The 12,314-nt window shown below is 68.6% G+C and carries 12 protein-coding genes; 10 read left to right on the forward strand and 2 right to left on the reverse strand.

The annotated features are described in order from the left end of the window. Positions 1-251 precede the first annotated feature (251 nt). On the forward strand, positions 252-2,384 hold the full coding sequence (rho, locus tag ABIC25_RS05355) for a transcription termination factor Rho (protein ID WP_354560307.1): 2,133 nt from the start codon (positions 252-254) through the stop codon (positions 2,382-2,384). A 105-nt stretch (positions 2,385-2,489) separates the two neighbouring features. On the opposite strand, the gene ABIC25_RS05360 is transcribed toward rho, so the two are convergent. Together ABIC25_RS05360 and ABIC25_RS05365 are read right to left on the reverse strand one after the other, a co-directional pair. Continuing rightward, positions 2,490-3,437, reverse strand: coding sequence for a heme transporter (locus ABIC25_RS05360; RefSeq protein WP_248645193.1), 948 nt, complete (start codon positions 3,435-3,437; stop codon positions 2,490-2,492). 1 nt (position 3,438) lies between these two features. Then, a complete protein-coding gene (locus ABIC25_RS05365; protein ID WP_354560309.1) occupies positions 3,439-4,641 on the reverse strand; it encodes a sulfite reductase subunit alpha in 1,203 nt (400 codons plus the stop codon). 312 nt (positions 4,642-4,953) lie between these two features. Here ABIC25_RS05365 and rpmE point away from each other — a divergent pair, with 312 nt between their 5' ends. The 9 genes from rpmE to ABIC25_RS05410 all read left to right on the forward strand — a co-directional run bounded on the left by rpmE (position 4,954) and on the right by ABIC25_RS05410 (position 12,291). Continuing rightward, positions 4,954-5,166 carry a 50S ribosomal protein L31 gene (rpmE, locus tag ABIC25_RS05370; protein ID WP_010842972.1) on the forward strand — a complete coding sequence of 71 codons (213 nt, stop codon included), beginning with the start codon at positions 4,954-4,956 and terminating at the stop codon, positions 5,164-5,166. Positions 5,167-5,301: 135 nt separating this feature from the next. Beyond that, entirely contained in the window at positions 5,302-6,378 is a 1,077-nt protein-coding gene (gene prfA, locus ABIC25_RS05375) for a peptide chain release factor 1 (protein ID WP_064571521.1), read from the forward strand. A 5-nt stretch (positions 6,379-6,383) separates the two neighbouring features. Next, positions 6,384-7,259 carry a peptide chain release factor N(5)-glutamine methyltransferase gene (gene prmC, locus ABIC25_RS05380; protein WP_354560311.1) on the forward strand — a complete coding sequence of 292 codons (876 nt, stop codon included), beginning with the start codon at positions 6,384-6,386 and terminating at the stop codon, positions 7,257-7,259. Positions 7,260-7,296: 37 nt separating this feature from the next. Further along, positions 7,297-7,956 (forward strand): L-threonylcarbamoyladenylate synthase, encoded by a 660-nt coding sequence (locus tag ABIC25_RS05385; protein ID WP_004021247.1) that lies wholly within the window; start codon positions 7,297-7,299, stop codon positions 7,954-7,956. Next, the gene (glyA, locus tag ABIC25_RS05390; RefSeq protein WP_004021248.1) at positions 7,953-9,212 is read left to right on the forward strand and encodes a serine hydroxymethyltransferase; all 1,260 of its coding nucleotides are present in this window, start codon (positions 7,953-7,955) and stop codon (positions 9,210-9,212) included. The genes ABIC25_RS05385 and glyA overlap by 4 nt, the downstream gene beginning before the upstream one ends. Before the next feature lie 51 nt (positions 9,213-9,263). Further along, complete coding sequence (locus ABIC25_RS05395; RefSeq protein WP_004021249.1) at positions 9,264-10,460, forward strand: glycosyltransferase family 4 protein; 1,197 nt, start codon at positions 9,264-9,266, stop codon at positions 10,458-10,460. A 284-nt stretch (positions 10,461-10,744) separates the two neighbouring features. After that, positions 10,745-11,158: a hypothetical protein gene (locus ABIC25_RS05400; protein ID WP_004021250.1), complete on the forward strand. Its 414-nt coding sequence runs from the start codon at positions 10,745-10,747 to the stop codon at positions 11,156-11,158. Further along, positions 11,155-11,904: a F0F1 ATP synthase subunit A gene (atpB, locus tag ABIC25_RS05405; protein WP_004021251.1), complete on the forward strand. Its 750-nt coding sequence runs from the start codon at positions 11,155-11,157 to the stop codon at positions 11,902-11,904. The genes ABIC25_RS05400 and atpB overlap by 4 nt, the downstream gene beginning before the upstream one ends. 135 nt (positions 11,905-12,039) lie before the next feature. Continuing rightward, positions 12,040-12,291: a F0F1 ATP synthase subunit C gene (locus tag ABIC25_RS05410; RefSeq protein ID WP_004021252.1), complete on the forward strand. Its 252-nt coding sequence runs from the start codon at positions 12,040-12,042 to the stop codon at positions 12,289-12,291. The last annotated feature ends 23 nt before the right edge of the window (positions 12,292-12,314 follow it).

Below are 12,314 nucleotides of genomic sequence, written 5' to 3' on the forward strand. Positions count from 1 at the left end.
CATATTCTGGTCTAGCCGCGCAGGCTTGTCCTGCCGCTTCTCATCCTTCACCGATCGGAGATGGCCGGCTGTGTATCCGGGCCGGGGTCATGGATCTCTGTCGACGGTGCCGAAGCGCAGGTGTTTCCGAGCACGCTCGCAGCGGACCGCACATTCTCACCGTCCACCGCGGACGGACTCCCTAGCGCACCGAAGCAGGGAAACGTAGACCTCACGCAGTTCTCGTCTGTGGGAGGAACGAAAGGACTTCCGTGACCGATACGGACCTGATCACCGCACCTGCCGAGCAGGAATCCGCGGGTTCGGCCGGCCCCGACTCGGGACGACCGGCCACCAAGACACGTGCACGTACCGGCCTGTCCGGCATGGTGCTGAGCGAACTCCGGACGGTCGCCGGTGAACTCGGCATCAAGGGCACTTCCGGGATGCGCAAGGGCGACCTGATCGCGGCCATCAAGGAGCGCCAGGCGGGCGGCGACGCCCCCGCCGCGAAGAGCGCCCCGGCCCGGTCGAAGGCCGGCGCGTCGAAGCCGGCCGCCGCGGCCGAGGAGCAACTGACCATCGGCGAGTCCCCGGCGTCGTCCGGTGGGGACACGACCGAGAAGACCGACGCCCCCCGGGGCGGCACGCGCGCCGCACGCGGCGCCGGCCGCAAGGCCGCTGGTGCCGACGCACCGGCAGAGGCGCCTGCGGCCGACAGCGCGAAAACCGACGGCCCCCGGAACGGCGCCGCCGCGACCGACTCGGCCAAGGCCGACGAGTCCCAGGCCGCAGAAGCCCGCACGGGCGACAACGCCGCCGATACCGACTCGTCGGAAACCGGCGGAGATCGTAGCCGACGCCGCGGGCGGGACGGGTCGACCGACGCCGCGGGCGATGCCGACGGCGGTGAGCAGCGTAATCGCCGCAACCGCAACCAGAATCGCGACAACCAGAATCGCGACAACCAGAACCGTGATGGCGGCCAGAACCGCGACAACCAGAATCGCGACAACCAGAACCGTGATGGCGGCCAGAACCGCGACAACCAGAACCGCGATGGCGGCCAGAACCGCGACAAGCAGAACCGCGACGGCGGTCAGGGTCAGAACCGTGACGGCGGCCAGAATCGTGACGGTGGCCAGGATCGTGATGACGACGGCGAGGGCGGCGGTCGCCGGCGCGGCCGGCGGTTCCGCGAGCGTCGCCGTGGGCAGAACCGCGACACCCCGAACGAGCCGCAGGTCTCCGACGACGACGTGTTGCAGCCCGTCGCCGGCATCCTCGACGTTCTCGACAACTATGCCTTCGTGCGCACCTCGGGCTATCTCGCCGGACCGAACGACGTCTACGTCTCGATGAACCTGGTTCGCAAGAACGGGCTCCGGCGCGGCGACGCGATCACCGGTGCGGTGAAGGTGCCACGTGAGGGCGATCAGCAGAACCAGCGGCAGAAATTCAACCCGCTGGTGCGCCTGGACACCATCAACGGCGGCGACGTCGAGACGGCGAAGCGCCGTCCCGAGTTCAACAAGCTCACGCCCCTGTACCCGAATCAGCGCCTGCGGCTGGAGACCACCCCCGAACGGCTCGACACCCGCGTGATCGACCTCATCATGCCGATCGGCAAGGGGCAGCGCGCCCTGATCGTGTCGCCGCCCAAGGCCGGCAAGACCACGATCCTGCAGGACATCGCCAACGCCATCGCGACCAACAACCCCGAATGCCACCTCATGGTCGTCCTCGTCGACGAGCGTCCCGAGGAGGTCACCGACATGCAGCGTTCGGTGCGGGGCGAGGTCATCGCGTCGACCTTCGACCGGCCGCCGTCAGACCACACCTCGGTGTCCGAGCTGGCGATCGAGCGCGCGAAGCGACTCGTCGAGAGCGGGAAAGACGTTGTGGTGCTGCTGGACTCGATCACCCGTCTGGGTCGTGCGTACAACAACGCGTCGCCCGCGTCGGGTCGCATCCTCTCCGGCGGTGTCGATTCGACCGCGCTCTACCCGCCGAAGCGGTTCCTCGGCGCGGCGCGCAACATCGAGAACGGTGGATCGCTGACGATCATCGCGTCGGCGCTCGTCGAGACCGGCTCCACCGGCGACACGGTGATCTTCGAGGAGTTCAAGGGGACCGGCAACGCCGAGCTCAAGCTCGACCGCAAGATCTCCGAGCGTCGGGTGTTCCCGGCGGTGGACGTGAACCTGTCGAGCACCCGTAAGGACGAGCTGCTGCTGTCGCCGGAGGAGTTCTCCATCGTGCACAAGCTGCGTCGCGTGCTCTCGGGTCTCGATTCGCAGCAGGCCATCGATCTGTTGATCAGCCAGCTCAAGAAGACCAAGACGAACATCGAGTTCCTGATGACGGTGCAGAAGACCGCACCGGGCGGGAACAACGACGACTGAGTTCGTCCGCACCCCACGCCCCCTGAGGTTGCGCGAAGCGAACGCTTCGCCCGCACCTCAGGGAGCGTGGGGTGGCTTCGTCGGATGGGGCGGAGACAGCGTCGCTCAGCCGGCGAGATCGGTGGTCAGATGCTCCCACGCCTGCGCGACCGCCGGAGCCTGCGCCCCGGTCTGGGTGACGACCAGCGCACACTCGCCCCGGCGGTTGTAGATCTCCAGTGATCCGGTGCGACCCCACACTCCGTGGGGCCACGTGACCCAGCACTCGCCCACCAGGTCGAAATTGACCATGACGCGGGTGGAGCCCGCGGCCAGCACCATCTGCCCACGATGCTCACGGGCGCCGTCGAGGCGATCCTGGCGCATCTGCATGCATCCCGGGGCCGCCGTCGCGAACGTCACGGTCAACCCCAGCCGGGCCGCGTGTTCGAGTGCCGCGATCACCGCGCGGGTCTCGAGGCGGACGGTGCGCCGGCAGTCGAGGTGGGGCAGGCTCGCCAGGCGTGCACCGCCGCCGTCGGTGAGTATCGCGTCCAGCTGGGCCACCTGGTCGTCACGGCGCGATGCAGTCGTGCTCACCCGTTGCGGCCCAGAGGAATTCTGGGCAGACGAATCCGACCCCGACCCGTCGAGGCCCGCGCCGCCGCCGTCGAGAGCCAGGGCCTCGAACGCCAGCCGGTCGGAGTTCTCGGTCAGATAGGTGGCGTGCGCGGTGTTGCCGCGATGGTCGAACAACCGCAGGGTCGGTGGAACATGGGCCGCCGGATCGCTGAGCAAGGTCGACGACAGGCGAGAGGGGTTGAGCCGCAGAGCTATCCGATGGGAGTCGGCCCGGATCGGGCCGCCGACCGATACCGGGTCGTCGTGGACCCCGACCGCGTTCATGATCACCGGACCGGCGACCGTGACGCCGACGACCTGGGCCAGTCCCGGTAGCCGGGCCGCGACCGCCGGGACGTCGTGGTTCACCGAGGAGTCTCCGAATCCGGCTGTCCGCAGCAAGATCTCGAGATCGCTGCGGGCGGGCGGATCGTCCCCGGCGGAATCGGCCATGTCAGTAGACGTCGCGCAGGTAGCGATTCTCCGAGCGAAGGCCGTCGACGTAGCCGGCGGCCTGGTCGGCGTCGAGACCGCCGTGTTCGGCGACGATCTCGTGCAGCGCCGCGTCGACGTCATCGGCCATCGTCGCGGCGTCGCCGCAGACGTACAGGTGCGCGCCGGTCTCCAGCCAGGCGAACAGCTCTGCGCCGTGCTCGCGAATCCGGTCCTGGACGTACACCTTGTGTTCCTGATCGCGAGAGAACGCGAGATCGAGCCGATTTAACACACCACCGGCGACGAGCCGGTCGAGTTCCTCGGCATAGAGGTGGTCGTGCTCACGATGCTGATCACCGAAGAACAGCCAGTTGCTCCCGGTGGCGCCGGTCGCCGCCCGCTCGTGCAGGAAGGCCCGGAACGGCGCGATTCCCGTGCCCGGACCGATCATGACCGCCGCCACGTCGTCGGCGGGCAGACGGAATTTCTTGTTGGGGGAGACGAAGACGGGGACGGTGTCACCGGGGGCGCACCGGTCGGCGAGGTGTGTCGAGCAGACACCTCCGCGATCCCGGTCGGCGACGGTGTAGCGCACGGTGGCCATCGTGATGTGCACCGTGTCGCCGTGGACCCGGGGGCTCGACGAGATCGAGTACTCCCGATGGGCGAGCGGACTCAGCTCCTCGAGCAGTTCCTCGGGGGTCGGGGCGAAGGTCGGGTCGAGATCCAGGAGATCGAGGACGTCGAGGCCGTGCAGCCATGCGTCGAGCGCCTGCGGATCGCCGGCATCGAGCAATCGCGACAACTCGGGGTGCCCGGTGCGATCGGCAACCGCTCGGACCAGGTACTTCGACGGTGCGGAGATCTCGTACCTGCTGGTCAGCGCCTCGCGCAGGGTGTAGGTGGCCTTGCGGTCGGCGATGATCTCGTCGCCGGCCGCGCCGAGTCGGTTGAGGAGGAGGTCGACGAGTTCCGGATCGTTGGCGGGCGCGATGCCGATTCCGTCGCCGGGCTCGTAGCTGATGCCGCTGTCCCCGAGGTCGAGTTCGAGATGCCGGACCTCCTTGGCCGAGCCGGGGCCGGAGAGCAGCTCATTGGTCACGACGGTCGCCGGGTACGGATTGCGCCGGTTCCACGGCGAGCGGACTGCCTTGCCGGTGCGGCGCGCGGGGGATGCCGGTGCGGTGTCGACTGCGAGGCTGCTGCCGGTGGCGTCGTACATCGATGATCCTTCGGAGACGGTGTGCGGGTGCGTGCGCCGCGGGACAAACCGGCGGGCGACGCCACGGTACTACACTTAGGCAACCCTTACGAGGATCGCGATGTGTATCACGTGTACGGGATGCCGCTCGGTGCGGCGGACAGTGCCGGGAATGGATTCGACGTGCCCGCCGTTGAGGCATCTGCGACCGCGGTGATCGGGATTTTTCCCGGTGATGCCCTCCGTGGCATACTGATCGGTCGAGTCCGGTTCCGGTTCACACCGTCGACAAGCGACGGTGACCCGGCGACCACAGAAAGGGACGTACCAGACATGAAGCAGGGAATTCACCCCGAGTACGCGACGACCACCGTCGTCTGCGGCTGCGGCAACACCTTCGAGACCCGCAGCACCGCTGCCAACGGTCGGATCAACGTCGAGGTCTGCTCGCAGTGCCACCCGTTCTACACGGGCAAGCAGAAGATCCTCGACACCGGCGGCCGCGTTGCCCGGTTCGAGAAGCGCTACGGCAAGCGCGCCAAGTAGACCACGCTGCGACGCCCGCCCGACGATTGTCGGGACGGGCGTCGCTGTGTTTCCGGTCCGTGTTCTTCCCGGTGCCGTTCTCTCCGGCGCCACTGCCCGCCGGTGTGCCGCCGGACGACAAGTGAGGTCGCCTTCATGAGTACGCAGAGTCCCTCGGCCATCGACGACATCCTCGCCGAGCACTCGGGCCTCGAACGTCAGCTGGCCGACCCCGCCCTGCACGACGACCCGGCCGCGGCCCGCAGGGTGGGCAAGCGATTCGCCGAGCTCGCGCCGGTCATGGCGACCTACACCAGGCTGCAGACGGCGCGCGACGATCTCGAGGCCGCCCGGGAACTGGCCGCGGACGACGCATCGTTCGCCGCCGAGATCCCCGCGCTCGAGGAGGCGGTCGACGAGCTCGACGCCACCCTGACCGACCTGCTGGCCCCGCGCGATCCCCACGACGCCGACGACGTGGTCCTGGAGATCAAATCCGGTGCCGGCGGCGAGGAGTCGGCGCTGTTCGCCTCGGACCTGGCCCGCATGTACCTCAAATACTGTGAGCGGCACGGCTGGAAGGCGCAGGTGCTGGGAGTCACCGAGTCCGATCTGGGCGGGTACAAGGAGGCCACGTTCTCCATCAAGTCGAAAGAGGCCGTCCGCGACGGGGTGTGGTCGCGTCTGAAGTTCGAGGGCGGCGTGCACCGCGTGCAGCGTGTGCCGGTCACCGAGTCGCAGGGACGCATCCACACGTCGGCGGCCGGGGTGTTGATCTACCCCGAGCCCGAAGAGGTCGCCGAGGTGACCATCGACGAGTCCGAACTCCGCATCGACGTCTATCGCTCGTCCGGCAAGGGCGGGCAGGGTGTGAACACCACCGACTCGGCGGTCCGGATCACCCACCTGCCCACCGGGATCGTCGTCACCTGCCAGAACGAACGCTCCCAGTTGCAGAACAAGGCCCGGGCGATGCAGGTCCTCGCCGCCCGGCTCCAGTCCGCGGCCGAGGAGGAGGCCGAGGCCGCCGCCGCGCAGGGGCGTGCCGCGCAGATCCGCACCGTCGACCGGTCCGAGCGGATCCGTACCTACAACTTCCCCGAGAACCGCATCACCGACCACCGCATCGGATACAAGGCCAACAACCTCGACGCGGTGCTCGCCGGCGACATGGACAACCTCCTCGACGCCCTCGTCGCCGCGGACCGGCAGGCCCGCATGGAAGCGGAATAGACCCCGTGACCGGAACGCCGACCCCGGTGTCGGACGAACTGCGCGCGGGGACCGCCTGTCTCGCCGCGGCCGGGATCGACTCCGCACGCCATGACGCCGACTGGCTGATGGCGCACGTGCTCGGGGTCGATGCGGGCCGCCTTGTCCTGATGGACGCGATCGACGACGCGCAGGCCCGCGCCTTCCGGGCGGCCGTCGATCGGCGTGCCCGACGGATCCCGTTGCAGCACATCGTCGGGACCGCCGCGTTCGGCCCGGTGGAGCTCGCCGTCGGGCCGGGTGTGTTCATCCCCCGACCGGAGACCGAGTATCTCCTCGAATGGGCAGTCGACCGGCTCCGCGAGCGGCCCGGGTCGGCACTCGCAGCCGACTTCTGCAGCGGCAGTGGCGCATTGGCGATCGGTGTCGCGGCGATGAGTCCCGGGACCCGGGTGGTCGCGGTCGAGGCCGACGAGGACGCCCTGGTGTGGTTGCGCCGCAACGTCACCGACGCGGCGACGGTGGTCGGATCGCGGGTCGAGGTGGTCGCCGCGGACGTCACCGATCCCGAGCAGATCGCCGATTCCGTCCCGATGGGCAGTGTGTCGGTCCTCGTCACCAACCCGCCCTACGTCCCGCTGGATGCGGCGGTCGGACCCGAGGTCGCGCACGATCCGGCCCGCGCGGTCTTCGGCGGGGCCGACGGGATGTCGGTGATCGAGCCGATGGTGCCGGTCATCGCCCGCACACTGGCTCCGGGTGGGGTCGTCGGGATCGAACACGACGACACGACCGCGGACGCGGTGGTGGCGTGCCTGCACGCGCACGGCGACTTCGAGGACGTGACCCGGCACGCGGATCTGACGGGTCGGCCACGGTTCGTGACGGCGCGCCGACGGTAGGCCGGGGGCACCGGGCACGGCATGGCAGGATGATCGCGTGAGCACTGTTTTCGACTGCAACGATCCACAGAACCGCTCGTCGGGGATTCGGGCGGCGGTCGGGGCGGCGAAGGCCGGACGGCTGATCGTGATGCCCACCGACACGCTCTACGGAGTCGGTTGCGACGCCTTCGATTCCGACGCCGTCGGCGCCCTCCTGGCTGCCAAGCACCGTGGACGCGACATGCCGGTCCCGGTACTGGTGGGTTCCTGGCATTCGATCGACGGACTGGTCCTGTCGGTCCCGCAGCCCGCGCGTGATCTGATCGAGGCGTTCTGGCCCGGCGGTCTGAGTCTGGTTGTCCGGCAGGCGCCCTCGCTGGCGTGGGACCTCGGGGACACCGACGGGACCGTCATGCTGCGGATGCCCCTGCACCCGGTCGCGATCGACGTGCTGCGCGAGGTGGGCCCGATGGCGGTCTCGAGCGCCAACGTCTCGGGACGCCCGCCGGCGACGACCGCCGACGAGGCGCGCGAACAACTCGGCGACGAGGTCTCGGTCTATCTCGACGGTGGCCCGGCGCCGGCCGCGCAGGCGTCGACGATCGTCGATGTCTCCGGGCCGAGTCCGCGCATCCTGCGTGAGGGCGCCGTCTCGACCGACGCGGTCGCCGACGTACTCGACACCGACCCGGCCTCGCTGCTCGCGGAGCCATGAGTCCGGACGCGCCGGAGTTCGGACCACACGGCTTCGAGGCGGGCGACGCCCCGACCGGTGACGCCGCGGTCGATGCCCTGCTGGGCCGCGAGGTGGATCGTCGCCGCGACACGCTCCAGCTGCTCGCCGGCGAGACCGAGCCGACGCCGGGGGTGCGAGCCGCGATGGCGTCGGTCTTCGACGCGAAGTACGCGGAGGGGTACCCCGGGACGCGGTACCACGGCGGATGCGACGTGGTCGACGAACTCGAAGAGCTCGCGATCACCCGCGCCCGGGCGCTGTTCGACGCCGAGTACGTCAACGTCCAGCCACTGTCGGGGAGCGCGGCCAATCTCGCCGTGTACGCCGGCTTCGCCCAGCCCGGGGATCCGGTGCTCGCGCTGCGCCTCGAACACGGCGGCCACCAGACACATGGTTCGCGGGCGAACTTCTCCGGCCGATGGTTCTCGCCCCTGCACTACGAGGTGCGCCCGGACGATGAACTCGTCGACTACGACCAGGTCCGTGATCTCGCCCTGGTGCACCGGCCACGGATCCTGGTCGCCGGGGCGGCTTCGTATTCGCGCACGTTCGATTTCGCGGCACTGCGCGAGATCGCCGATGAGGCCGAGTGCATCCTGTGGGTCGACGCCGCGCACCTCGCCGGGCACATCGCCGCCGGCCTGCTCCCGTCACCGGTGCCGTACGCCGACATCGTCACCCTGTCGACCAACAAGGTGATCCGGGGCCCACGCGGCGGTGTCGTCCTCGCCCGTGCCGAGCACGGCGAGGCGCTGCGCAAGGCGGTCTTCCCGTTCGTGCAGGGCGGCCCGGCGATGCACACCGTGGCCGCGAAGGCGGTGGCGTGCGCGGAGTCGGGGACCGACGAGTTCGCCGGGTACGCGCGCCGCACCGTGGACAACGCCCGGGGTCTCGCCGGCCAGCTCGCGGCCCGGGGTGCCCGGGTGGTGTCCGGGGGGACCGACATCCACCTCGCCGTCATCGACGTGAGCGGCTTCGGTATCTCCGGGATGGAGGCGCAGTACCGGCTCGGCGCGGCCGGCATCGTCGTCGACAAGGCCGTCCTGCCGTTCGAGACCCGACCCGTCTCCGAGGGTTCGGCGATCCGGATCGGTACGCCGGTCGTCACCGAGCGGGGCATGACCCCCGCCATGCATCCGCCGATCGCCGACGCGATGGTCGCCGCGATGACGACGGACGATCGTGAGACGCACCGGCGGATCCGTCGCGAGATCGCCGAACTGGCCTACGGGTAGCGTGGTCGCAATGTTCGAGACCCTGCCCCGCCGGACGCCGGTGGTGACGCGATGACCGGTGCCGCACCGGTGTTGCTCGCCGCCTCGGACGGGGGAGGGACGGGCGTGCCTCTGCGCGAGCTCCTGCTCGTGGGTCTGACCGCCGCGGCGATGACGTATCTGCTGACCTCCGCGGTCCGCGTCTTCGCCATCCGCGCCGGTGCGGTCGCCGTACCGCGAGTCCGCGACGTGCACGTGATCCCGACGCCCCGCCTCGGTGGGCTCGGGATGTTCGGGGGAGTGGTCGCGGGTATCGCCCTGGCCGCCAACCTCCCGGCGCTCAACCGCGGGTTCGCCTACACCACCGACATGACGGCGGTGATCGCCGCCGGCACGGTCATCGTCCTCGTCGGCGTCGTCGACGACCGCTGGGGGCTGGACGCGCTGACGAAGTTCGTCGGACAGCTGACCGCGGCGGGAGTGCTGGTGCTGCTCGGCATCAGCTGGCTGCAGCTCTACATCCCGTTCGCCGACATCGGCACGCTCGTGCTCGACCCGCTGCAGGCCGGTCTGCTGACTGTCGCGATCACGGTCGCGACGATCAACGCGATCAACTTCGTCGACGGACTCGACGGTCTCGCCGCCGGACTGGGCCTCATCGCGGCGGCCGCGATCTGCATGTTCTCCCTGGGTCTGTTGCGCGACCAGGGGGGCGATGTCAGCTACTACCCGCCGGCCCTCATCTCGATGGCGCTGGCCGGTGCGTGCCTCGGCTTCTTGCCGCACAACTTCTCTCCCGCAAGGATTTTCATGGGCGACTCGGGTGCGATGCTGATCGGGCTGCTGCTCGCCGCGGCATCCACGAGCGCGTCCGGCCGCATCGCCGTCAATGCCTACGGCCCGGCGGACATCTTCACCCTGTTGTCCCCGCTGATCCTCGTCGCCGCCGTCGTCTTCATCCCGATGCTCGACATGTTGCTGGCCGTGATCCGGCGGACCCGGGCCGGGGTGGGCTTCTACACCCCGGACAAGATGCACCTCCACCACCGGCTGCTCGAGCTCGGGCACTCGCAGCGTCGCGTCGCGCTGATCATCTACCTGTGGGTGGGGGTCCTGGCGTTCTCGGCGGCGGCGAGCACGCTGTTCCCGCTCTCGGTCGTCGCCCCGGCCTTCGGAGCGGGACTCGTGGTCGCCATGCTGGTCACGATGGCGCCGCGGCTGCACCGGCGCTTCGCCGAACTCCGTACGGCCACCAAGGCCTATCGCTGAGCAGGCGAGCGGGACCTGGCGTTTGCCGAGAATGCTTCCGCTGGGCCTAAGGTAAGGAAACCGTAAATACTGGTGTACTATCGCCCGTAGTAGTCAGTGGGAGCCAGATCCGGACACAAAGCCCCGGTTCCGTCTCTTGCCACGTATACCCCCCGGTGAGACGCCAGGAATGGTGTTGGTAGGGTCACACCAAACGCGAGCTGACGCCCAGCGGCCATGTGTTGCTGCACGCACGCGGGTGCCCCGTGCCATCGGTATGGAGTAGGAGAGCTGAGGAGAGGGACATGACCGCATCTGCCCCTGATTCGGCCCCCGTCTATCCGCAGGCGCCGACCGGACTCCGCCGCCCCGCGCTCATCGCGGGCGGGTTCATCGTGGTCGTCGCCGCCGTCTCGCTCGCCGTCGGGCATCCGCTCTTCGCGGTCTTCTTCCTGCTCGGTGTCGCCGGCATCTTCGTCAACGCGATCCTCGTCCGACGCGCAGTCGACGTCGTGGTCGCCGACGAGAACCCTCGTAAGACCGCACTTGCTCTCAACTCCGCCATGCGACTCGGTGCCATCACGGCGCTCGCGCTGCTGGCGGCTTTTCTGGTCCAACCCGACGGGTTGGGCGCGATGTTCGGACTCGCCATCGGCCAAGTGGTCTTGGTGCTGAACACGGTCATTCCGGTGATGAAAGGACTTCGTAGCCAACCATGACGACCGCCTTCAACCTTGCCGCAGAGGATGGCGAACCGGCCATCCAGGTGGGTCATTACACCAAGTTCGAACTGTTCGGACTGACCTTCAACCTGGAGACCATCATCGCGACGGCGCTGGCCGCGGCGATCCTGCTCGCGCTGGCCTTCTACCTGAAGTCGAAGGTCACCTCGACCGGTGTGCCGTCGGGTGTGCAGCTGTTCTGGGAGGCCATCACCATCCAGATGCGTGGTCAGGTCGAGAGTGCCATCGGCATGAAGATCGCCCCGTACGTCCTCCCGCTCGCGGTCTCGCTCTTCACCTTCATCCTGATCTCCAACTGGCTGTCGATCCTGCCGGTGCAGGTCGGTCACCACGAGATCCTCAAGCCGCCCGCCGCGGACGTGAACTTCGCCTACGCCCTCGCGATCTTCGTCTTCGTCTGGTACCAGATCGCCGGCTTCCGGGCACGCGGCCTGCTGGGTCACCCCAAGCGAATCATCAAGGGCCACGTCGCATTCCTCGCGCCGATCAACGTGATCGAGGAATTCACCAAGCCGATCTCGCTGTCGCTGCGACTCTTCGGCAACGTCTTCGCCGGCAGCATGATGGTCGCCCTGATCGCCCTGTTCCCGCCGTACATCATGTGGGCGCCCAACGCGATCTGGAAGTCCTTCGAACTCTTCGTCGGTCTGATCCAGGCGTTCATCTTCGCGCTGCTGACGATCCTCTACTTCTCGCAGTCGATGGAGACCGAGGATCACTGACCGCCCGGACCGGGCACCCGCGCGGGGCAACTCACGACCGCGCCCACAACCGAACATGACGACCTGCTCCGGCACCTGTCGGCGCAACCAGAGACCTGACACACCAGATGTCAGCAACGAAAGGGAAATATCACAATGGATCCAATGATTGGCCTCGGCGCACTCATCGGTGGCGGCCTGATCATGGCCGGTGGCGCCGTCGGTGCCGGTATCGGTAACGGTCTGGCCGGTAGCCAGCTGATCGCCGGTATCGCCCGTCAGCCCGAGGCACAGGGTCGCCTGTTCACCCCGTTCTTCATCACCGTCGGTCTGGTCGAGGCGGCCTACTTCATCAACCTGGCCTTCATGGCGCTCTTCGTGTTCGCCACCCCGATCAGCGCCGGCTGATCGTCGCTCTCCCTTTTGTCGCC

It is taken from the genome of Gordonia sp. PvP123, assembly GCF_040547295.1.
In the GTDB taxonomy this organism is placed as follows: Bacteria; Actinomycetota; Actinomycetes; order Mycobacteriales; family Mycobacteriaceae; genus Gordonia; species Gordonia terrae.

Coding starts and splice junctions, on each gene's coding strand:
- ABIC25_RS05360 (WP_248645193.1), bottom strand. CDS start 3,437: ATGGCCGATTCCGCCGGGGACGATCCGCCCGCCCGCAGCGATCTCGAG.
- ABIC25_RS05365 (WP_354560309.1), bottom strand. CDS start 4,641: ATGTACGACGCCACCGGCAGCAGCCTCGCAGTCGACACCGCACCGGCA.
- rpmE (WP_010842972.1), top strand. CDS start 4,954: ATGAAGCAGGGAATTCACCCCGAGTACGCGACGACCACCGTCGTCTGC.
- prfA (WP_064571521.1), top strand. CDS start 5,302: ATGAGTACGCAGAGTCCCTCGGCCATCGACGACATCCTCGCCGAGCAC.
- glyA (WP_004021248.1), top strand. CDS start 7,953: ATGAGTCCGGACGCGCCGGAGTTCGGACCACACGGCTTCGAGGCGGGC.
- ABIC25_RS05395 (WP_004021249.1), top strand. CDS start 9,264: ATGACCGGTGCCGCACCGGTGTTGCTCGCCGCCTCGGACGGGGGAGGG.
- ABIC25_RS05400 (WP_004021250.1), top strand. CDS start 10,745: ATGACCGCATCTGCCCCTGATTCGGCCCCCGTCTATCCGCAGGCGCCG.
- atpB (WP_004021251.1), top strand. CDS start 11,155: ATGACGACCGCCTTCAACCTTGCCGCAGAGGATGGCGAACCGGCCATC.
- ABIC25_RS05410 (WP_004021252.1), top strand. CDS start 12,040: ATGGATCCAATGATTGGCCTCGGCGCACTCATCGGTGGCGGCCTGATC.